Genomic DNA, 19,550 nt, shown 5'->3' on the forward strand with positions numbered 1-19,550 from the left:
GGGCAAGCCCGATCGCCGGCGCGATTTTCAGAGCGCCGTCAGGGTGGCCAGCTTCCAGCGGCCGTCGACCCGTTTCGCCGTCACCGCCAGCTGGGCCACCGAGGACGTCGGCGCTCCCCCGCCGTGGGCCACCGTCTGCTGGTCCAGGAACAGGAGCAGATCCGCGGAGTCGCCCCGCAACGACCGGACCCCGATCGCCCGGACCGTGGTCGTGCGGGTCAGCTTCTCCGCCGTCGCACGGGTGCGGGCCGAGGCGAACTGGGCCTGGTACTGCCGGACCGCGTCTCCGGTCAGGACCTCCGAAGCCGCCCGCTCGGTGCGCGGCAGGTTCGCGTAGTCGTACGAAAACACCGCCTTCACCGCGTCGCTCACCTCGGACGACACCGCCGCCGTCGCCGGCGGATCCACCAAGGCGAGGTTGTCGCCCGGGGTCAGCGAGGCCGCTTCGATGCCGAACCACGCCGTGCAGCCCAGCGCCAGGACCACAATCGCCACGAGGACCCTCGTCATGAGCCCGCCGCCTGGACACCCGCGATCTTCCACCCGTCCGGGGCGCGGGACACGTCCACCGTCAGCCGGTTCAAGCGCGGTGCGGCGGGAGATCCGCCCGTCGACACCCGGACGTCCACCACGGCCAGGAGCCGCGCTGTCCCGCGTGGCACGTCGATCTCCGTCACCGCCGCCTGGACCAGCGACGCGGACGACACCGTGCGGGCCGTGGCGGCCCGGTCGATCTGCAGCTGGCGGTCCCCGGCCAGGTCCTTCCCGTACTGGCCCGTGGTCGCCGTGATCCAGCGGTCCACGTCCGCCGCCGCCGTGCGGTAGTCGATCGTGTTCAACGTGACCAGCTGGGGACCCGACGCGGCCAGCACCGCGTCACGCTCGCGGCCCCGGGCGTAGGAATCGTCGGCCGCCGCGCGCCACCAGGACCAGCCCGAGAACGCCGCCGCCAAGACCGACAAGACCGCCAGCACCACCAGGAACCGCAGCTTCACGGCGCGCCCAGCAACCGGGCCAGCCCGCCCGCCGACGGCCCGGTGAGCAGGCTCAGCATCCCGGGCAGCTGCTGCGGCGCCGGCGCGGCCTGCTGCTGCGGCGCGGCCGGAATCGCCGGCGGTTTCCCCGCGTAGGGCGCGTTCTGCGCCCCGCGCACCCCGGTCGGGCTGCCCGGCGGCTCGGCGCAGTAGGCGTTCATGTTGACCGGCGCTTCGGTCTCGTCGTTCGCCGGACGCTGCTTCGTCCCCTCATACCCCTTCGTGCACGAAGCCGGGTCGAAGAAGTTGAACACCACGCCCAGGTGACCGGTGCCGTCCGGGGACGTCGACGGCGAGAACGCGGAAATGATCGGGTACGCGACCAGCAGCTCCTCGATCGAATCCTTCCGGGACGTCGTGATCTGCGCGGTGGTCAGCAGGTTGGCGAACAGCACGCCCAGATCGGTCCCGGACGCGGCCAGCACGTCGCTGATCTGCCGGCTCAGCCGCGGCGCTTCCGCGATCACCCGCCGCAGGTCCGGATCGGACTTCTTGAGCTGACCGGCGATGGTGCGGAGCCCCGAAGCGAAGTCGGTGATGTTCGCCGCCTGGCGCTCCTGGGTGCCGAGCACGATCCGCGAGTTCGCCAGCAGCCCCTGCGTCTGCGGCACGTACTGGGCGGCCACCGCCGTCAACGACCCGGTGCTGTCCAGCAGCTGCTGCAGTTCCGGGCCCGCGCCCGCGAACGCGTTGTACGTCTCGTCGACGACCGTCCGCAGCGAGTCCGGGTGCACGCTGGCGACGAGGTCGTCGAGGTGGGTGAGCACGGTGTCCGGCGACGGCGGCAACGACGTCTTGTCCGCCGTGATCACCGAGCCGTCCTTGAGGAACGGCCCGCCGTCGTGCTGGGGCAGCAGGTCCACGAACTGCTCCCCCACCGCCGACCGGTTCGCCACCTGCGCGTGCGCGTCGGCCGGGATGTCCGGGGCGCCGGAGTCGATGTCGAGGGCGACGTCGACGCCGTGCTCGGTGAGCGTCATCGACGTCACCCGCCCGACCGTGACCCCGCGGTAGGCGACCTCGGAGTTGACGAAGACGCCGCCGGAGTCGGTCAGCTGCGCGGTGACGACGTACCCGCGGTTGCCGAAGAGCCGGTCCAGCCCGGCGTACCGGCCGCCGGCGTAGACGACCGAAACCACCGCGATGACGACGAACGCGAAGAGCTGGATCCGGATCTTGCGGGTCACCGGCCGCCCCCGATCAGGCCGAGCAGCCCGCCCAGCAGGCCGGGACCGGCCGCCGGCGGGGCCGAACCCAGGTCGGGCAGCGGCAGGGGCGGCGCGACGGCGGAAGGCTGGCCGCCGATCCCGGACGGCAGCGCGATCGGCGGCTGCGACGAGTTCGTGAAGTTCGAGATCAGCGTGTCGAGGTCGAGGTTCACGTTCGCCTCGACGTTCGCGTAGTCGCCCTTGATCACGTTGCCCGCGTAGTCCGGGAACGGGTAGGTGAGCAGGATCTGCAACGCGTTCGGCAGGTTCTGGCCGGCCTCCCCGAGTTTGGCCAGCGTCGGCTGCAGGGCCTTGAGGTTCGCGACGAGCTGGTCGCGGCTCTTCGTCACGGTGTCCACCGCGACGCCGGACAGCGTGTTCAGCGCATTCAGCATCCCCACGAGCTGGTCGCGCTGGTCCGTGACGACCTTCAGGCCCGGCGCGAGGTTGTCCAGCGCGTTCGTCAGGTTCTGCGTCTGCCCCGTCAAGGTGTGGGACAGCTTCGCGAGGCCGTCGATCGCGCGGAGGATCTCGCTCTTGTGCCCGTCGAGCTGGGTCGCCAGTTCGTCCACCCGGGACAGCAGCGCGCGGATCTCCGGCTCGTTGCCCGACAGGGCGTCGTTGAGCTCGTGGCTGATCTTCTGGATCTGCTCGACGCCGCCGCCGTTGAGCAGCAGCGAAAGCGCACCGAGCACCTCCTCGACCTCGGGGTTGCGGTTGGTGCGCCCGAGCGGGATCTGCCCGCCGTCGGCGAGGCGACCAGCGGCCGGCTCGGCGGTCGGCACGCTCAGCTCGACGAACTTCTCCCCCAGCAGGCTCGACTGCTTGAGTTCGGCGCGGGCGTTGGCGGGCAGCGCGATGTCGCCGTTGACGGTCATCGCCACCAGCGCCGACCGCGTGTCCGGGGTCAGCGTGATCTTGTCGACCCGCCCGACGGCGACGTCGTTGACCTTCACGCTGGACTGCGGCACCAGGTCGAGCACGTCGGTGAACAACGCGGTGACGTGGTACGGGTGGTCGCCGACGTCGGCGCCGCCCGGCAGCGGTGTGCCGTAGAGGCCGTTGAACCCGCCGTCGCTGCAGCCGGCCAGCACCAGCACCCCGGCCAGCGCCCCGGCGATCCGCCGGCGCCCCTTCACTTCGCACCGCCGGAAAGCTGTTCCATCACGTCGACCAGCGGGAGCGGCAACGGCGGCAGCGTCCCGTTCTGCAGGGAGTTGAGCACCTGCGGGATCGTCGGCAGCTTGAGCGCGCCGTCCAGGATCGGCGCGAGCTTCTTGCAGATGTTCCCGAGCGCGTCGGGGACTTCCTTCGGGGTGACCGCGCTGATCAGCCGGCACACGGTGAGGATCGGCGGGTTGGTCAGCTCGTTCAGGTTGTCGCGGACGGCGATGGTGCCCGACGCCGCGTCGTAGGAGTTGATGAAGTTCGTGGCGCCGGTCGGCGCGATGTCGAGCACCTCGGCGAGCGCGGCGCGCTGGTCGACCAGGACCTTCGACAGCGACGCCAGCTTGTCCACATTGGATTCCAAGGCCGTCTTGTTGTCGTTGACGAACTGCTGGACGTCGCCGAGCGCGCCGCCGAGGGACTGCAGCGCGGCGCCCACCTCTGAGGAGTCCGCGGCGAGGAACCGGCTGACGTCGGCGACGCGGCCGTAGAACTCGTTGAGCTGCCGGTCGCTCTGGGCCAGGGCCCCGGTGAACGAGTTCAGGTTCTGCACGGTCGAGAACAGGTCGTCCTTCGAGCCGTCGAGGGTCTTCGCGAGGTCGGCCAGCTGCCCGACCGTCGAATTCAGCGAAGCACCGTTGCCCTTCAACGTGTTCGCGGCGGTGTCGAGCACACCGGACAGCGCGCCATCCTTGTTGGCACCGTTCGGGCCCAGCGCCGTCGACAGCTTGTCGAGGCTCGAATACAGGTCGTCCAGCTCGACCGGAGTCGCCGTCCGGTCCTTCGCCAGTACCGTGCCCGAAGCGAGGACAGGTCCGCTGTCGTAGGCCGGGGTCAGCTGGACGTACCGGTCGCTGACCAGGCTCGGCGCGACGACGACGGCCCCGACGTCGGCCGGCAGCGGCACGTCGTCGACCCGCATGTCGACGCGGACCGCGTCGCCCTGCGGCGTGACGTCGGTGACCTCGCCGACCGGCACGCCGAGCACCCGCACCGACGAACCGGCGTACAGCCCGACGGTCTTGCCGAAGTACGCGGAAAGCTTGGTGCCGTTCGACGACCGGAACACCAGGTACAGCCCCGCGGTGACGACCAGCGCGAGGATGCAGGCGAACGCCAGCCAGGTCACCAGGCTGCGGCCGCGGGACGTGTGGATGGTCATCGGCGGCCCACCCCCTGGTTCGGCGCCGCGATCGGCGGGGTGCAGCCTTCGGGGTTGATGTGCAGCCCGCCCACGGTGATCGTCGGCGGCAGCAGCCCGCACAGGTAGCCCTCGAACCAGCGGCCGTTGCCGGTGGCGTTCGCGCCGACGCGGGCGAACGGCGCCATCAGCTGCAGGCTCTGGTCGAGGTTGCCCTGGTTGCGCTGCAGGATGTCGGTCACCTTCCCGAGCTTGTCCAGCGTCGGCTTGAGCTGCTCGCGGTTGTCCTGGACGAGCCCGGTCAGCTGCGCCGAAAGCTGCTGGGTGCCGGTGAGCAGGGCGTTGATGGCCTGCTTGCGGTTCTGCAGCTCGGTGAGCAGCAGGTTGCCGTCGCTGATCACGCGCTGCAGCTGGGCGTTGCGGTCGGACAGCGTCTTCGAGACCTGGCTGGTGTTCGCCAGCAGGGTGTGCAGGTCGGCGTCCCGTGAGGACACCGTGCGGGCCAGCGACGACAGCCCGGTGAGCGTGTCCTTCAGGTACTGCGGGCTGTCCTTGAGGCTGTCGGACAACGCGTTAAAGCTGTCCGCGAGCTGTTTCGTGTCGATGTCGCCGACCGTCGTCGACAGCTGCTCGAAGGCGTCCTGCAGCTGGAACGGGGTGCGCGTGCGGGCCTGCGGAATGGTCTGGTTCGGCTCCTGCGCGCCGCCGCCCTTCGGGTCGAGCGCGAGGTACTTCTCCCCCAGCAGCGTCTTGATCTCGATGGACGCCGTCGTCGCGTCGCCGACCCGGACGTCCTTGACGCGGAACTTGACCAGGACCTGCTTGCCCGCCAGCTTCACCGACGACACCGTGCCGACCTTGACCCCGGCGACCTCGACCTCGTTGTCCGCGGCCAGCCCGGCGGACTCGCCGAAGTACGCCGAGTACGTCGTGCCGTTGCCGAAGAACGGGAGCTGGTCGGAGAAGTACGTCGTGGCCGTGACGAGCACGATCAGTACGAGCGCGACCGCGCCGACCATCGCCTGGTTGCGTTCCTTCAGCGGCTTCACGGACCACACCTCTCCGCGCGCTCGGTGCCGGGGATCGGGATGATCGGCAGGGTGATGTCCAGCGAGGAAATGCCGATGGTGCCGGTGATCCCGCACAGGTAGTAGTTGAACCAGCTGCCGTAGCTCAGGGTCCGGGTGAACTTCTGGAGGTTGCCCGGCAGTACTTCGAGGAGGTGGTTGAGGAGCTCGCCGGAGTCGCCGAGGTTCTGCGAGAGCACGCCGAGCTGGGCGACGTCGTCCTTGAGAGCCGGGCGCGCGTCGGCCAGGAGCCCGGTGGTCGACACGGCGAGGTCGCCGAGGGCGCTGACCGCGTCACCGATCGGTTTGCGCTGCTCGGCCAGCCCGCTGACCAGCTTCTGGGTCTGCTCGATGAGGTCGCCGAGCTGCGGGCCGCGGGCGTTGACCGTGCCGAGCACCGTGTTGAGGTTGGCGATGACCTGGCCGATCACCTGGTCCTTGCTCGCGATCGCCGACGTCAGCGACGCCGTGTGCCGCAGCAGGCTGGTGATCGTGCCGCCCTCGCCCTGGAAAACGCTGATGATCTCGGCCGAGAGCTGGTTGACGTCCTTCGGGCTCAGCGCCTTGAACAGCGGCTTGAAGCCGTTGAAGAGCACGGTGAGGTTCAACGCGGGTTTCGTGCGCTCCGGCGGGATCGTGCCGCCTTCGGGCAGCGCCTTGTCCCCGGGGACGTCGGTGCCGAGCGCGAGGTAGCGCTGCCCGACCAGGTTGCGGTACTTGATCGTCGCGGTCACCGTTTCCGGCAGCCGGTAGGCGTGCTCGACGTCGAACCGGACCTCGGCGAGGTTCCGCTCGCCCTCGACCACCTCGATCGTGTCGACCTGGCCGACCTTGACCCCGGCGATGCGGACGTCGTCGCCTTCCTTGAGCCCGGACGCGTCGGTGAACTTCGCCAGGTAACCCGATGTCTCGCCGAAGTTGGTGTTCGCGATGGTGGCCGCGAGGATCCCGGTGAACAGCACGGTGACGACGGCGAACACCACGAGTTTGAGCAGGGACGGGACGAAGCTCCTCACTTCAGCTCCACCTCCGCCCCGCGGTAGAGCGGCCCGACGAGCAGGCCGGCCCAGCCCGGCACGGCACCCGGCGAAGTGCCGAGCGCGGGCGAGGCGAGCAGGTCGATCAGGTCGTTCTCGTAGGCCGAGCCGACGATCGTGCCGTCCCCGCCGACGGCCCCGCCGCCCGCGGTGATCGGGCCGGGCAGCTTCTCGGGCGGGTTCTTCGGCGGCGCCGGCTTGCTGGAGCCGTCCTTGATGGCGCCGTCGGGCGGGTACTGCGGCCACACCCCGGGCTTCGGCACGGTCGGGTAGCAGCGCGGGCCGCGCTTGTCTTCGTATTTCGGCTCGTCGACACCGGGGAGGTACTTGCCGCGGCTGGCGGCGAACTCGATGGTGACCCGGCTGACCTCGGGGTGCGCGGTGCCCTTGCCGAACGCCAGCTCCGCCCGCGGCACCGACTCGGCGAGCTGCCGCATCAGGCACGGGTACTCGGGCGCGTACTTGGCGAGGACGTCCAGGGTCGGCTGGATCGCCGTGGTGAGCCGGATCAGGTTGTCCTCGTTGACCTGCAGGAAGCTCGTGAGGTCCACCGAAGCCGCGGTGACCGTGGCGTAGAGGTCGCTCAGCTGCGCGCGCTGGTCGACGATCGTCCGGCTCGTGGTCGTCAGGTCGGAGAGCGCCTGCAGCAGGTCCGGCGCCGCCTTGTCGTAGGTGGCGGCGACGTTCGCGAGCCCGGTGATGTCGGCCTTGACGTCGGGCAGCGACGGGTTGAGCTTGCCGAGGTAGTCCGACAGCCCGGCCAGGGTCTCGCCGAGCTGCTTGCCGCGGCCGTCGAGCGCGGTCGCCACCGCGGTGAGCGTGCTCGACAGCTTTTCCGGCTGGACCGCCTGCAGCAGCGGCATCACGTCGTCGAGGACCTTCTGCAGCTCGATCGCGGCGCTGCTGCGGTCCTGCGGGATGACGTCACCGGCCTGGATCGCGCGTTCCGGCTTCCCGGGCAGCTGCAGGGCGACGTACCGCTCGCCGAAGAGCGTCTTCGGCAGCAGCCGCGCGGACACGTTCGCCGGGATGACGGGCGTCTTGTCCGGGTCGAGGGCCAGCTCCAGCTCGGCGTGGTCGCCCTTCGCCAGCACCGACCGGACTTCGCCGACGAGCATGCCGCGGACCTTGACGTCGCCGCCGGTGCGCAGCTGGCTGCCGACCCGGTCGGTTTCGAGCTTCACCAGCGTCACCGGCGTGAACACCTTGTTGTAGACGGCGAGGGTGAGCGTGATGAACAACGCGGCGACGAGCAGGAAGACGAGCCCCAGCACCTGGTACCGGAGCCGCTGCCAGAGCTCGCGCCTCATCCCGAGATCCTCACCGTGGTGTTCGCGCCCCAGATCGCGAGGGACAAGAAGAAGTCCAGCACCGAGATCAGCACGATCGACGTCCGCACCGCGCGGCCCACCGCGACGCCGACGCCGGCCGGGCCGCCGCTGGCGTTGAAGCCGTAGTAGCAGTGGGACAGGATCACGAGCACGCTGAACACGATCACCTTCCCGAACGACCAGAGAACGTCGCCGGGTGGCAAGAAAAGCGTGAAGTAGTGGTCGTAGGTGCCCGCGGACTGGCCGTAGAGCCAGATGGTGATCTGCCGCGACGCGAGGTAGCTCGAGAGCAGGCCGACCGCGTACAGCGGGATCACCGCGGCGACGCCGGCGAGCACCCGGGTCGTCACCAGGTACGGCATGCTCGGCACGCCCATGACTTCCAGCGCGTCGATCTCCTCGGAGATCCGCATCGCGCCGAGCTGGGCGGTGAAGCCGCAGCCGACGGTGGCGGACAGCGCGAGTCCGGCCGAGAGCGGCGCGACTTCGCGGGTGTTGAAGTAGGCGGAGATGAACCCGGTGAGCGCGGCCGTGCCGAGCTGGTTGAGCGCGGAATAGCCCTGCAGGCCGACGATGAGCCCGGTGAACAGCGTCATCCCGATCATCACGCCGAGCGTGCCGCCGATGACCGCGAGGCCGCCGGTGCCGAAGCAGACCTCGGTGAGCAGCCGCAGCGTCTCCCGGCTGTAGCGGCGGATCGTGCGCGGCGACCAGGCGAGCGCTTTCGCCGCGAACGCGAGTTGCTTGCCGAGTCCTTCCAGGCTCTGGCCGGGCCGCGCGATGTACTCGAGCGTCCGGTCGGCGTCCAGGGGTTCCGCGGTCATCACATCGCCTTCGGCGGGACGATCCGCAGGTAGATCGCGGTGAGCACGACGTTGATGAGGAACAGCAGCAGGAACGTGATGACCACGGCCTGGTTGACGGCGTCGCCGACACCCTTCGGCCCGCCCGCCGGGTTCAGCCCCCGGAAGGCGGCGACGACCCCGGCGACGAAGCCGTACAGCAGCGCCTTGATCTCGCTGACCCACAGGTCCGGCACCTGGGCGAGGGCGTTGAAGCTGGCCAGGTACGCGCCGGGCGTGCCGCCCTGCAGGACGACGTTGAAGAAGTAGCCGCCGAGCACGCCGACCACGCTGACCAAGCCGTTCAGCAGCACCGAAACGACCATCGCGGCGAGCACCCGCGGCACGATGAGCCGCTGGATCGGGTTGACGCCGAGGACCTCCATGGCGTCGATCTCTTCGCGGATCTTGCGCGCGCCGATGTCCGCGCAGACCGCGCTGCCGCCGGCGCCCGCGACGAGCAGCGCGGTGATCAGCGGGCTGGCCTGCTGCACGATGGCCAGGGCGCTGGCCGCGCCGGTGAACGACTGGGCGCCGATCTGCGCGGTGAGCGAGCCGAGCTGCAGGGCGATCACCGCGCCGAACGGGATGGCGACCAGGGCCGTCGGGAGGATCGTGACGCTGGCGAAGAACCAGCACTGCTGGATCCACTCGCGGGCCTGGAACGGGCGCTTGAAGATCGCGCGCAGGACTTCCCAGGAAAGCGTCGCCAGGCGGCCGACCTGGGTCAGGGCCGCGGTTCCCGGGAGCGTGCCAGTGCCTCCGCTCACCACACCTCCCAGTAAGTCGCCGTTGACCTCCGAGTCTTCTCCACACCCGGTTCCCGCTTTTGGTTAGCGGTGTTCACTCAACCTCTTCGGCAGTTCTCCTTCAGAAGTTGAGCGCGTGCGTCGCCGTCGCCCCGCCGTCCGCGACGAATTCCGCACCCGTGCAGTACGCGCTCTCGTCGCTGGCCAGGAACAGCACCAGCTTGGCGATGTCTTCGGGCTGCCCGACCCGCTTCAGGGCGACCTTCTTCCCGACGTACGACATGTCGACTTTCTGGCCGCCCGCCGCGGTCTCGACCATCTTGGTGTCGATCGCGCCGGGGTGCACCGAGTTGACGCGGATGTGCTTCTTGCCGAGCTCCATCGCCGCGACCTTGGTCATCCCGCGGATCGCGAACTTGCTCGCGGTGTAGGCGACGAGGTAGGGCATCCCGGCCAGACCCTCCACAGAGGACACGTTGACGATGGAGCCACCGCCGGCGGCGGTCATCGGTTCAACGACCGAACGCATCCCGAGAAACGCCCCGATCTGGTTCACCCGGATCACGCGTTCGTAATCGGCCAGCGTCGTCTGCGCCAGCTCCGAGAAATGGAGGATGCCGGCGTTGTTGACCAGCACGTTCGGCGCGCCGAACTCCGTGGTCGCGCGCTCGACCGCGGCGGCCCAGCCGTCCTCGTCGCCGACGTCGAGGTGCTGGTAGACGGCCTGCTCGCCGAGGTCGGCTGCCAGCTGCTTGCCCTCGTCGTCGAGGATGTCGGCGATCACCACCTTGGCGCCCTCGGCGACGAACGCGCGCGCGGCGGCCTCGCCCTGCCCGCGGGCGGCGCCGGTGATCAGGGCGATCTTCCCGTCCAGCCTCATGACTCTCCCAGGATTTCGGTGGCGGCGAACATCCGGCCGGGGTCGCGGTCGGCAAAATAGGCACTGAGGGACGTCTCGAGCTCGTCGAGCTTCCAGCGCTGCTCGATCCGCGGGGGCTCGACCAGCGCAACGGTGCCGCCGTGCACGACGAACACCTGGCCGTTGACGTGCTCGGCCGCCGGGGACGCGAGGTAGGCCACGAAGGGCGCGACGTGCTCGACCGAGAGCGGATCGGCACCCTCGGCGGGAGGAGCACCGAACACGCCCTCGGTCATCGCCGTCCGCGCGCGAGGGCAGATCGCGTTGGCGCGGACGCCGTACTTGGCCAGGCTCCGGGCGGCCGACATGGTGAGCGCCGTGATGCCCGCCTTCGCCGCGGCGTAGTTGGGCTGGCCGGGCGAGCCGATGAGGAACGCCTCGGACGCCGTGTTGACCAGCCGCCCGTACACCGGCGCGCCGTCCGCCTTGGCCTGGTCCCGCCAGTGCTTCGCGGCGTTGCGCGACAACAGGAAGTGGCCCCGCAGGTGCACGCGCAGCACGGTGTCCCAGTCGTCGTCGGACATCGAGAACAGCATCTTGTCGCGCAGCACGCCCGCGTTGTTGACCACGATGTCGAGTCCGCCGAGGTCGAGCGCGGCCTCGGTGAGCGCGTCGGCCGTGGCCCGGTCGCCGACGTCACCCGCGACCGCGACGGCCTTGCCGCCGGCCGCTTCGATCTCGGCGACGACGTCCTTCGGCTCGCCGATGTCGTTGACGACGACCGTGGCGCCCCGCCCGGCCAAGGCGAGCGCCTCGGCCCGGCCCAGCCCCGCGGCGGCGCCCGTGACGATCGCCGTCCTGCCGGTCAAGCTCACCGCGGACCTCCTCGTCGAGTCCTGGATGTCGCGCCTACAGTAGAATCTGTTCTCGTTCAGGGCAAGCCCCTGAGTGAACGGTGCTAACTGGCAATGAACAGCGCATTCTTCGGGCACCCCTTGACCGCACTCGAAACGCGTTCTACCTGGTCGGCCGGTACCGGACCCGGCTGGACCACCAGTTCTTCCTCGTCATCGAGGTCGAAGACGCCCGGGGCGAGCCCCACGCACACCGCGTTCGCCTCGCACAGCTGCCGGTCGACGCCGATCTCCATGCTTCCTCCGCCGCTCGAGCCCTGGTACAACTAGAACAGGTTCTACTGTAACGCCGGGAGCCGGTACGGCACCACAACGAGCCGGACCGGGTGGAGGTGACGGGTGCGGATCGACTACACGCCGGAACAACGCGCGCTGGCCGCGGAGCTCCGGGAGTACTTCGCCGAGCTGATGACGCCCGAGCGGCGGGCGAGCCTCCGCTCGGGCGGCGGCGAGTACGGCGATGGCCTGGCGTACAAGGAGATCGTGCGACAGCTGGGCAAGGACGGCTGGCTCGCGCTGGGCTGGCCGAAGGAGTACGGCGGGCAGGCCCGGTCGATGCTCGACCAGCTCGTCTTCACCGACGAAGCGGCCGTCGCCGGGGTGCCGGTCCCGTTCCTCACGGTCAACACCGTGGGCCCGACGATCATGCGCTACGGCACCGAAGAACAGAAGGCGTTCTACCTGCCGAAGATCGCCGCGGGCGAGCTGCACTTCTCGATCGGCTACTCCGAGCCGGAGGCCGGCACCGACCTGGCGTCGCTGCGTACGCGCGCCGAGCTGGACGGCGACGAGTACGTCGTCACCGGCCAGAAGATGTGGACGAGCCTGATCGAGTACGCCGACTACGTCTGGCTCGCGGTCCGGACCGACCCGGACGCGAAGAAGCACCGCGGGCTGTCGATCCTCATCGTGCCGACGTCCGCGGACGGCTTTTCCTGGACCAAGGTGCACACGGTCGCGGGGGCCGGGACGAGCGCGACCTACTACGACGGCGTGCGCGTGCCGGTGTCTTCGCGCGTCGCCGAGGAGAACGCGGGCTGGCCGCTGATCACCAACCAGCTCAACCACGAGCGCGTCGCGCTGACGTCGTCGGCACCGATCCGCAAGGCACTGGCCGACGTCACGGCGTGGGCGAAGGAGACCGGCGCCATCGACCACGAATGGGTGCGGCTGCACCTCGCGCGGGTGCACGCGGGCGCGGAGTACCTGAAGCTGCGGAACTGGCGGATCGCCTGGGCGGCCGCGGCCAGTGAGCTCGGCCCGGCCGAGGCGTCGGCGACGAAGGTGTTCGGCACGGAGTTCGCGATCGAGGCCTACCGGCTGCTGATGGAGGTGCTCGGCGCGGCGGCCGTCGTCCGCGAAGGCTCGCCGGGGGCGCTGCTGGCCGGGCGGATCGAGCGGCTGCACCGGTCGGCGCTGATCCTCACCTTCGGCGGCGGCACCAACGAGATCCAGCGGGACATGATCGCCGCCACCGCCCTCGGCCTGCCCGTCACGCGCTAGGAGCACCTATGGACTTCACCCCTTCCGAAGCGTCGGCCGACCTCGCGGCGCTGGCCCGGCGGTTGCTGGCCGACAAGGCCACCCACGACCCGCACGGCACCGGCGGCTTCGACACGGTCGCGTGGACGGCGCTCGGCCAGGCGGGCGTGCTGGACGCGGCCCTGCCGTCGTCGCTCGGCGGCGGCGGGTTCGGGCTGCTCGAGCAGTGCGCGGTGCTGACCGAGGTCGGCCGCGCGGTGGCGGCGGTCCCGTATCTGCCGTCGATCACGATGGCGGCGTCGGCGCTGGCGGAGTTCGGCACGCCGGAACTGGTGGACCGCTGGGTGCTGCCGGTGCTGCGCGGCGAACGTGTTCTCGCGGTGGCGCTGTCCGGCTTCACGGCGTCGGACGGCCGGGTGTCCGGTACGCAGACGGCGGTGCCGTTCGCGGCGTTCGCGCACGGGTTCCTGGTCGCCACCGCGGACGAGGTCTTCCTGGTCGACGCGGCCGCGTCCGGGGTGTCGGTGCGGCCGCAGCAGACGGTCGACCACGCGGACGCGGGCCTGCTTTCCCTGTCCGAAGTGCCCGGAGTGTCGCTGGGCGACATCGGCGAGTGGCTGCGTCTGCGCGGGACGGTCGGGGTGTGCGCCCAGCAGCTCGGCGTGGTCGAGCGGGCCTTGGAGCTGACGGCGGCGTACGCGGCCGAGCGGAAGCAGTTCGACCACGTGATCGGCGGGTTCCAGGCGGTCCGCCAACGCCTGGCGGACGCCTACCTGGACGTCGAAGCGGTCCGCCTGACGACGCAGCAGGCGGCCTGGCAGCTGACCGCGGCCGTCCCGGCAGCCGAAGCGGTGGCGACGGCGAAGTTCTGGGCGGCGGAAGCGGGCCACCGGGTCGCCCACACGGCGGTGCACGTCCACGGCGGCGTCGGCATCGACGTCGACCACGTGGTGCACCGGTACTTCACGGCGGCGAAGCGCCTGGAGTTCCAGCTCGGCCCGGCCACCCACCAGCTCTTGGCCTTGGGCGACCTCCTCGCCCGCGAACCCTGACGGTCGGCCCCCGTACCCAGGCAGTCGGCTCGCGTACCCGGACAGTCGGCCCACGTACCTGAGTGGTCGGCTCGCCGGCCGACCCTCCAGGTACGCGAACCGACCCTCCAGGTACGCCGGCCGACCCTCCGGGTACGGGCGGGTCAGCTCGCCGCGTAGGTCCAGAACTCGCGCATCAGCGGGGTGGGCTCGGGGCTGGTCAGCTCGACCTGGGTCAGCAGCACCGAGACCGTGCCCGTCGCCGGGATCAGGTGCAGGGACGTGCCCGCGCCGCCGACCCAGCCGTAGCGGCCCGGGACCTCCCACGGTTCCTTCGCGTCGACGTCCACCGATCCGCCGTAGCCCCAGCCCTGGCCGTGCAGGAACGGCCGGCCCGCGGCCCGCTGGGCCGGCGTCAGGTGGTCGGTGGTCATCCGGTGGATCGACTCCGGCGTCAGCAGGCGGTGGCCGCCCGCCGTGCCCTCGTCGCGCAGGAACCTCGCGAACGCCAGCAGGTCGTCGGCCGTCGAGACGAGCCCGGCGGCCCCGGACGGGAACGGCGGCGGGGTGCTCCACCGGCCCTCCGGCGAGTCGATCAGCCGCAGCCCGTCCTCGCCGCGGCGGTAGGCGCTGGTGAACCGGCCGAGCGCCGCGGTCGGCACGGTGAACCCGGTGTCGGCCATGCCGAGCGGCTCGAACAGCCGCTCCGCCAGGAACTCCGGCAGCGGACGGCCGGCGACCCGCGCGATCAGCACGCCCTGGAGGTCCGAGCCGGTGTCGTAGAGCCACGCCTCCCCCGGCTGGTGCAGCAGCGGCACCTGCGCCAGCGCCGCCAGCCACTCGTCCGGCGACAGCGCCCGCGGCGACGCGGCCGGGTGCCCCAGCACCTGCAGCAGCAGGTCGACCGCGGGCAGCGTCATGTCCTCGGTGAGGCCGTACCCGCAGCGGAAGGTGAGCAGGTCGGCCACCGTGATCGGGCGGGCGGCCGGCACGACGTCGTCGATCGGGCCCGCCGGCGTCCGGACGACCACCGGCGACGCCAGCTCCGGCAGCCACCGGGAGATCGGGTCATCCAGGGACAGGTCGCCGTCGTCGACGAGCAGCAGGGTCGCCGCGGCCACGATCGGCTTGGTGAGCGACGCGATGCGGAACAGCGAGTCGCGCGCCATCGGCACGGTGCCCTCGGCGTCGGCCGAGCCGACGGAGGCGGCCTCGACCTGCTCGCCGCGGGCCACGAGCGCCACCGCGCCCGGCAGGTCGCCGACGTGGGGGGTCAGCAGTTCGGTCAGCGGGGCCATGCTCAGCACCTTATGTCGCCGCCGGCCGGCGCGAGGTTCGCTCGCGCGGGCGGGTCGCGTTCCGTGGCGCCATCCCGACCGGAACGACGTTCTCAGTCCTGGGGGTTGATCGCACGCAGCCGGCGCGGACCGGTGTCCGGCCGGGACGGCGGCGCCCCCAGCACCACGCGGGCGTTGGCGGCGAAGGCGCCCTCCGGCGAGGCCAGGATCGGGTCCAGCACCAGCGACCGCACCTCCGGGTTGTCCTCGGCCAGCGCGGCCACGCGCAGCACCATGTCCTGCAACGCGGCGAGGTCGGCCGGCTCGTCGCCGCGGTAACCGGTGAGCAGCGGCGCCGTCCGCGGCTCGCGCAGCAGCGTCGCGGCGTCGACGTCGGTGAGCGGCACGGCCCGGTAGGCGCGGTCGCCGAGCAGCGTGCTGACCAGCCCGGACAGCCCGAACGACACGAGCGTGCCGAACGACGGGTCGTCCTGCAGCCCGATCACGCACGACAGGCCCTTGGGTGCCATCCGCTGGACGTACACCTCGTCGTCGCGGGAGACCTCGCGCAACGACTCGTAGGCCGTGCGCACCGAGTCTTCGGACGCCAGGTCGAGCCGGACACCGGCCAGGTCGGGCCGCCCGCGCAGCCGTTCGTCGACCGCCTTGAGCGTCACCGGGTAGCCCAGCTCGGCCGCCGCCGCGACCGCGTCGTCCACAGTGGACACGATGCGGAAGGGCACGACGTCGATGCCGTAGCAGTCCAGCAGGCGCACGACTTCGGCGTCCGAGAGCATCGTCGTCTTGCCGCTGTCGGCCTCCAGGAGTTCGCGCACAATGCCCTGGGCCTGTTCGGTGTGGATCCCCGCGGGGCGCACCAGGTTGCCCTGCGGGCGCTGCCGCCACGCCGCGTACCGGATGACCCGGGCGAGGGCGTTCACCGCGCGTTCGGGGCTCGGGTACGACGGGATCGACCCCCGCGTCGGCACGCCGTCGCCGGACAGCACCGCGAGTTCGTCCGGAACGCCTTCGGCGGCGAGGAACGTCGAGACGATCGGCTTGTGCTGGCCCAGTTCGACGACGGTCTCCCGCAGGGCCCGCGCATAAGCCGTGCCGGGGATCGCCACCGGCGGCGCGAACACGACGACGAGCGCGTCGGTCTCCGGCGAGGTGAGGGCCTCACGGACGGCCTTGGCGAACTCCTCCGGCCCGGCCTGCGGCCCGACGTCCACCGGGTCCGACGCCAGCCGCAGGCCCTGCATCCGCGCGGTGTCGGCGGCCAGCAGCCCGATCGCGCTGGAGTTGCCGACGATGCCGACCCGCGGCCCGGCGGGCAGCGGCTGGTGGGCGAACACGAGCGCGGTGTCGAACAGCTGCGCCAGCGACTCCACGCGCACGACCCCGGCCTGCTCGAACAGCGTCTGGACGCTGGCCTCGTCGATCTCCGTCGACGTCGCCGCCAGCTGCGGCCGGACCGCGTGCCGCCCCGACTTGACCGCGACGATCGGCTTCGTCCGGGCGAGCCGCCTGGCCAGCCGCGCGAACTTGCGCGGGTTGCCGAAGGACTCCAGGTACAGCAGCACCAGGTCGGTGTCCGGATCGGTTTCCCAGTACTGGAGCAGATCGTTGCCCGAGACGTCGGCGCGGTTGCCGGCCGAGACGAACGTCGACAGGCCGAGGCCGCGCGCTTCGGCGTCGGCGAGGATCGCGGTGCCCAGCGCACCGGACTGGCAGAAGAAGCCGGTGCGCCCGCGGCCGGGCAGCCGCGGCGCGAGCGTGGCGTTCAGCCGGATCCCGGGCGCGGTGTTCAGCACGCCGAGCGCGTTCGGGCCGACCACGCGCATGCCGTGCGCCCGCGCCTCGCCGACCAGCCGCAGCTCGGCGTGCAGGCCGCGCGGGCCGGCTTCGGCGAACCCGCTGGACAGGATCAGCAGCGTCTTCACGCCCTTCGCCAGGCAAGCGTCCAAAACGGACTCGACGGCCTCGGCGGGCACCGCGACGACGGCCAGGTCGACCGAGTCCGGGATGTCCAGCACCGACGGGTACGCGCGGACGCCGCGCACCGAGCGATGCTCCGGGTTGACCGGGTAGACGGTGCCGGTGAACGCGGCGGCCAGCAGGTTCACGAAGGCGACGTGGCCGACCTTGCCCGGCTCGGCGGACGCGCCGATCACCGCGACCGAGGACGGGTGCAGCAGGTTGTGCACGCTGCGGGCCTCGGCCGCCTGTTCACGGGAGCGCGCGACGGCGAGGGACTCCTCGGTCGGGTCGATGTCGAACTCCAGGTGCAGCACGCCTTCCTCGATCTCGCGGCTGACCTGGTAACCGGCGTCGCGGAAGACCCGCACCATCGCGGCGTTCTCGGCGAGCACCTCGGCGACGAACCGGCGCAGCCCGCATTCCGACGCGGCCGCGGCCAGGTGTTCGAGGAGGATCGAGCCGAGCCCGCGGCCCTGGTGGGCGTCGCTGACGACGAAGGCGACCTCGGCCGACGGCCCGTGGTCGAGCCGTTCGTACCGGCCGACGGCCACGATGTCGTCACCCAGGAAGGCGGCGAACGCGACCCGGTCGTGGTGGTCGACCGTGGAGAAGCGCTTCAGGTCCTTCTCCGGGATGCGGGGGTAGGCGCCGAAGTAGCGGAAGTAGCGGGTGCGCTCGGAGAGCTTCGCGTGGAAGGCGACGAGACCGTCGGCGTCGGTGGGCACCACCGGGCGCAGGTGGACGGTGCCGCCGTCGGACAGCACGACGTCGGCCTCCCAGTCGCGGGGGTAGTCGAAGGGATCTCGTCCGGCCATGGTCAGTCCCTGGGGTCGTCCGGATCGAGGCCGTGCAGCGGGAAGACGGCGCGGCGCGTGTCCCGGACGGCGACGTCGACCGGGTCGTCCTCGCCGTCACCCCACGGCTTGAACCCGGTGTCGCGCTCGTCGGTCATCGCCCGTGGCAGCTCGGCGTGCGGCGCGGCTTTGCCGACCGTGGCGACCCATTCGGGCGGCAGCGGCGTCGCCGGGTCGACGTCCCGGTCGAGGACGGTGGCGATCAGGTGCGTCCACGACCGCGGCACCACCCGGATCAGCTGGTACCCGCCCCCGCCGACGGCGATCCACTTCCCGCCGGCGTAGGTCTCGGCGAGGTCGCGGAGGGTGGCATAGATGGTGCGGTGCCCGTCGACGCTGAGCGAGAGGTCGGCGAGGGGGTCTTCCTCGTGGGAGTCGACACCGCACTGGGTGAACAGCAGCTGCGGTTCGAAGTCGGCGAGGAGCGAGGGGACGACGGCGTTGAAGGCCCGCAGCCACCCCGGGTCCCGGGTGCGCGGCGGCAGCGGGACGTTGACGGAGGTGCCATCGGCCTTCCCGCGGCCGGTTTCGGCGGAGTAGCCGGTGCCGGGCCAGAGCGTGAAGGGGTGCTGGTGCATCGAGATGGTGAGGACACGCGGGTCGTCGTAGAAGGCGGCCTGGACGCCGTCGCCGTGGTGGACGTCGGTGTCGATGTAGGCGATGCGGTCGAAGCCGTGGTCGAGCAGCCAGGAGATGGCGACGGCACAGTCGTTGTAGACGCAGAAGCCGGCGGCCTGGTCCCGCATGGCGTGGTGCAGGCCCCCGGCGATGTTGACGGCCCGGCGAGCCTCCCCTTCGGCGACCTTCCGGGCGGCGAGCAGCGTGGAGCCGACGACGAGGGCGGAGGCGTCGTGCATGTCGGAGAAGACGGGGTTGTCGGAGGTCCCGAGCCCGTGCCCGACATCCCACCCGACGAGCGGAGCCTCCCGCACGGCGGCGAGGTATTCGGGGGCGTGGATCCGGAGCAGCTCTTCGTCCCCGGCGCCGGTCGGGACGAGCAGTTCGACGTCCCGGAGCACGCCGAGTTCGGTGGCCAGCCGGACGGTGAGCTCCAGCCGGACGGGATTGAAGGGGTGATCCCCACCCAGGTCATAACCCAGCAGGGCACGGTCCCAAACAACGGCCGGCGACATACCGCCCGACTCTAGTGCCGATTGCGGAGATAGGTGGAGTGGAAGGTCCGGAGGAGGAGGGGCCGGCTCGGGGGCGGGCTGGTGGGAGGGGACGTGGGGCTTGGTGGGCGGGGGTGCTTCGGGTCGGCGAGGGCCGCCGGGATTGGCTGGGCGCGGGTGGCTCGGCGAGGGTCGCCGGGGCTCGGCTGGCGCGGATAGCTCCACGAGCACCGGTGGGCCTGGCCGGGCTCGGACAGCTCGGCGAAGGTCGCCGGAGCTCGGCCGGGCGCGGACGGCCGTGCAAGGTGCGGGTGCCGCCCAGGCGGGCGGGTGTGCTCCGGCTCGGCGAGCGTCGCCGAACTCGGTTGGGCACGGATGGGCTCCGCGAGCGCTGCCGGACTCGGCCGCGCGCCGATGGCTCGGCGAGCATCGCTGAGCTCGGCCGGGCACGCATGGCTCCGCGAG

At 71.3% G+C, this 19,550-nt stretch carries 18 protein-coding genes; 2 read left to right on the forward strand and 16 right to left on the reverse strand.

Annotated elements, in window-relative coordinates:
• Positions 1-27 precede the first annotated feature (27 nt).
• The 13 genes from AB0M30_RS09665 to AB0M30_RS09725 all read right to left on the reverse strand — a co-directional run bounded on the left by AB0M30_RS09665 (position 28) and on the right by AB0M30_RS09725 (position 11,585).
• The gene (locus tag AB0M30_RS09665) at positions 28-510 is read right to left on the reverse strand and encodes a hypothetical protein (protein WP_364581975.1); all 483 of its coding nucleotides are present in this window, start codon (positions 508-510) and stop codon (positions 28-30) included.
• The gene (locus AB0M30_RS09670; protein WP_364581976.1) at positions 507-995 is read right to left on the reverse strand and encodes a hypothetical protein; all 489 of its coding nucleotides are present in this window, start codon (positions 993-995) and stop codon (positions 507-509) included. Before AB0M30_RS09670 ends, AB0M30_RS09665 begins: the two co-directional genes overlap by 4 nt.
• On the reverse strand, positions 992-2,221 hold the full coding sequence (locus AB0M30_RS09675; protein WP_364581979.1) for an MCE family protein: 1,230 nt from the start codon (positions 2,219-2,221) through the stop codon (positions 992-994). The genes AB0M30_RS09670 and AB0M30_RS09675 overlap by 4 nt, the downstream gene beginning before the upstream one ends.
• A complete protein-coding gene (locus AB0M30_RS09680; protein ID WP_364581982.1) occupies positions 2,218-3,381 on the reverse strand; it encodes an MCE family protein in 1,164 nt (387 codons plus the stop codon). The genes AB0M30_RS09675 and AB0M30_RS09680 overlap by 4 nt, the downstream gene beginning before the upstream one ends.
• Positions 3,378-4,571: an MCE family protein gene (locus tag AB0M30_RS09685; protein WP_364581985.1), complete on the reverse strand. Its 1,194-nt coding sequence runs from the start codon at positions 4,569-4,571 to the stop codon at positions 3,378-3,380. The genes AB0M30_RS09680 and AB0M30_RS09685 overlap by 4 nt, the downstream gene beginning before the upstream one ends.
• Entirely contained in the window at positions 4,568-5,599 is a 1,032-nt protein-coding gene (locus tag AB0M30_RS09690; RefSeq protein WP_364581987.1) for an MCE family protein, read from the reverse strand. Before AB0M30_RS09690 ends, AB0M30_RS09685 begins: the two co-directional genes overlap by 4 nt.
• Positions 5,596-6,633 (reverse strand): MlaD family protein, encoded by a 1,038-nt coding sequence (locus tag AB0M30_RS09695; RefSeq protein WP_364581990.1) that lies wholly within the window; start codon positions 6,631-6,633, stop codon positions 5,596-5,598. The genes AB0M30_RS09690 and AB0M30_RS09695 overlap by 4 nt, the downstream gene beginning before the upstream one ends.
• A complete protein-coding gene (locus tag AB0M30_RS09700; RefSeq protein WP_364581991.1) occupies positions 6,630-7,964 on the reverse strand; it encodes an MCE family protein in 1,335 nt (444 codons plus the stop codon). The genes AB0M30_RS09695 and AB0M30_RS09700 overlap by 4 nt, the downstream gene beginning before the upstream one ends.
• Positions 7,961-8,809: an ABC transporter permease gene (locus tag AB0M30_RS09705; RefSeq protein ID WP_014466821.1), complete on the reverse strand. Its 849-nt coding sequence runs from the start codon at positions 8,807-8,809 to the stop codon at positions 7,961-7,963. The genes AB0M30_RS09700 and AB0M30_RS09705 overlap by 4 nt, the downstream gene beginning before the upstream one ends.
• The gene (locus AB0M30_RS09710; RefSeq protein WP_013224299.1) at positions 8,809-9,597 is read right to left on the reverse strand and encodes an ABC transporter permease; all 789 of its coding nucleotides are present in this window, start codon (positions 9,595-9,597) and stop codon (positions 8,809-8,811) included. The genes AB0M30_RS09705 and AB0M30_RS09710 overlap by 1 nt, the downstream gene beginning before the upstream one ends.
• A gap of 100 nt (positions 9,598-9,697) precedes the next feature.
• Positions 9,698-10,456, reverse strand: a complete 759-nt coding sequence (locus tag AB0M30_RS09715; protein WP_364581994.1) for a glucose 1-dehydrogenase — start codon at positions 10,454-10,456, stop codon at positions 9,698-9,700.
• Positions 10,453-11,310 (reverse strand): 3-oxoacyl-ACP reductase, encoded by an 858-nt coding sequence (locus tag AB0M30_RS09720; protein WP_364581997.1) that lies wholly within the window; start codon positions 11,308-11,310, stop codon positions 10,453-10,455. Before AB0M30_RS09720 ends, AB0M30_RS09715 begins: the two co-directional genes overlap by 4 nt.
• An 83-nt stretch (positions 11,311-11,393) precedes the next feature.
• A complete protein-coding gene (locus AB0M30_RS09725; protein WP_364581998.1) occupies positions 11,394-11,585 on the reverse strand; it encodes a ferredoxin in 192 nt (63 codons plus the stop codon).
• A gap of 103 nt (positions 11,586-11,688) precedes the next feature.
• Here AB0M30_RS09725 and AB0M30_RS09730 point away from each other — a divergent pair, with 103 nt between their 5' ends.
• Both AB0M30_RS09730 and AB0M30_RS09735 read left to right on the forward strand, forming a co-directional pair.
• Positions 11,689-12,852 carry an acyl-CoA dehydrogenase family protein gene (locus AB0M30_RS09730; protein WP_364582001.1) on the forward strand — a complete coding sequence of 388 codons (1,164 nt, stop codon included), beginning with the start codon at positions 11,689-11,691 and terminating at the stop codon, positions 12,850-12,852.
• An 8-nt stretch (positions 12,853-12,860) separates the two neighbouring features.
• Entirely contained in the window at positions 12,861-13,883 is a 1,023-nt protein-coding gene (locus AB0M30_RS09735) for an acyl-CoA dehydrogenase family protein (RefSeq protein WP_364582004.1), read from the forward strand.
• A gap of 143 nt (positions 13,884-14,026) precedes the next feature.
• On the opposite strand, the gene AB0M30_RS09740 is transcribed toward AB0M30_RS09735, so the two are convergent.
• The 3 genes from AB0M30_RS09740 to AB0M30_RS09750 form a co-directional block, all read right to left on the reverse strand.
• A complete protein-coding gene (locus AB0M30_RS09740; RefSeq protein WP_364582006.1) occupies positions 14,027-15,160 on the reverse strand; it encodes a serine hydrolase domain-containing protein in 1,134 nt (377 codons plus the stop codon).
• Between the two features lie 92 nt (positions 15,161-15,252).
• Positions 15,253-17,934, reverse strand: coding sequence for a GNAT family N-acetyltransferase (locus AB0M30_RS09745; RefSeq protein WP_364582009.1), 2,682 nt, complete (start codon positions 17,932-17,934; stop codon positions 15,253-15,255).
• Positions 17,935-17,936: 2 nt separating this feature from the next.
• The gene (locus AB0M30_RS09750) at positions 17,937-19,106 is read right to left on the reverse strand and encodes an acetoin utilization protein AcuC (RefSeq protein WP_364582011.1); all 1,170 of its coding nucleotides are present in this window, start codon (positions 19,104-19,106) and stop codon (positions 17,937-17,939) included.
• Positions 19,107-19,550: the final 444 nt, after the last annotated feature.

This window comes from Amycolatopsis sp. NPDC051716 (genome assembly GCF_040681595.1).
Lineage (GTDB): Bacteria > Actinomycetota > Actinomycetes > Mycobacteriales > Pseudonocardiaceae > Amycolatopsis.

Excerpts from the sequence above, each read along its gene's own strand:
- AB0M30_RS09715 (WP_364581994.1), bottom strand. The coding sequence starts at position 10,456 with ATGAGGCTGGACGGGAAGATCGCCCTGATCACCGGCGCCGCCCGCGGG.
- AB0M30_RS09705 (WP_014466821.1), bottom strand. The coding sequence starts at position 8,809 with ATGACCGCGGAACCCCTGGACGCCGACCGGACGCTCGAGTACATCGCG.
- AB0M30_RS09700 (WP_364581991.1), bottom strand. The coding sequence starts at position 7,964 with ATGAGGCGCGAGCTCTGGCAGCGGCTCCGGTACCAGGTGCTGGGGCTC.
- AB0M30_RS09725 (WP_364581998.1), bottom strand. The coding sequence starts at position 11,585 with ATGGAGATCGGCGTCGACCGGCAGCTGTGCGAGGCGAACGCGGTGTGC.
- AB0M30_RS09685 (WP_364581985.1), bottom strand. The coding sequence starts at position 4,571 with ATGACCATCCACACGTCCCGCGGCCGCAGCCTGGTGACCTGGCTGGCG.
- AB0M30_RS09665 (WP_364581975.1), bottom strand. The coding sequence starts at position 510 with ATGACGAGGGTCCTCGTGGCGATTGTGGTCCTGGCGCTGGGCTGCACG.
- AB0M30_RS09750 (WP_364582011.1), bottom strand. The coding sequence starts at position 19,106 with ATGTCGCCGGCCGTTGTTTGGGACCGTGCCCTGCTGGGTTATGACCTG.
- AB0M30_RS09735 (WP_364582004.1), top strand. The coding sequence starts at position 12,861 with ATGGACTTCACCCCTTCCGAAGCGTCGGCCGACCTCGCGGCGCTGGCC.
- AB0M30_RS09745 (WP_364582009.1), bottom strand. The coding sequence starts at position 17,934 with ATGGCCGGACGAGATCCCTTCGACTACCCCCGCGACTGGGAGGCCGAC.
- AB0M30_RS09740 (WP_364582006.1), bottom strand. The coding sequence starts at position 15,160 with ATGGCCCCGCTGACCGAACTGCTGACCCCCCACGTCGGCGACCTGCCG.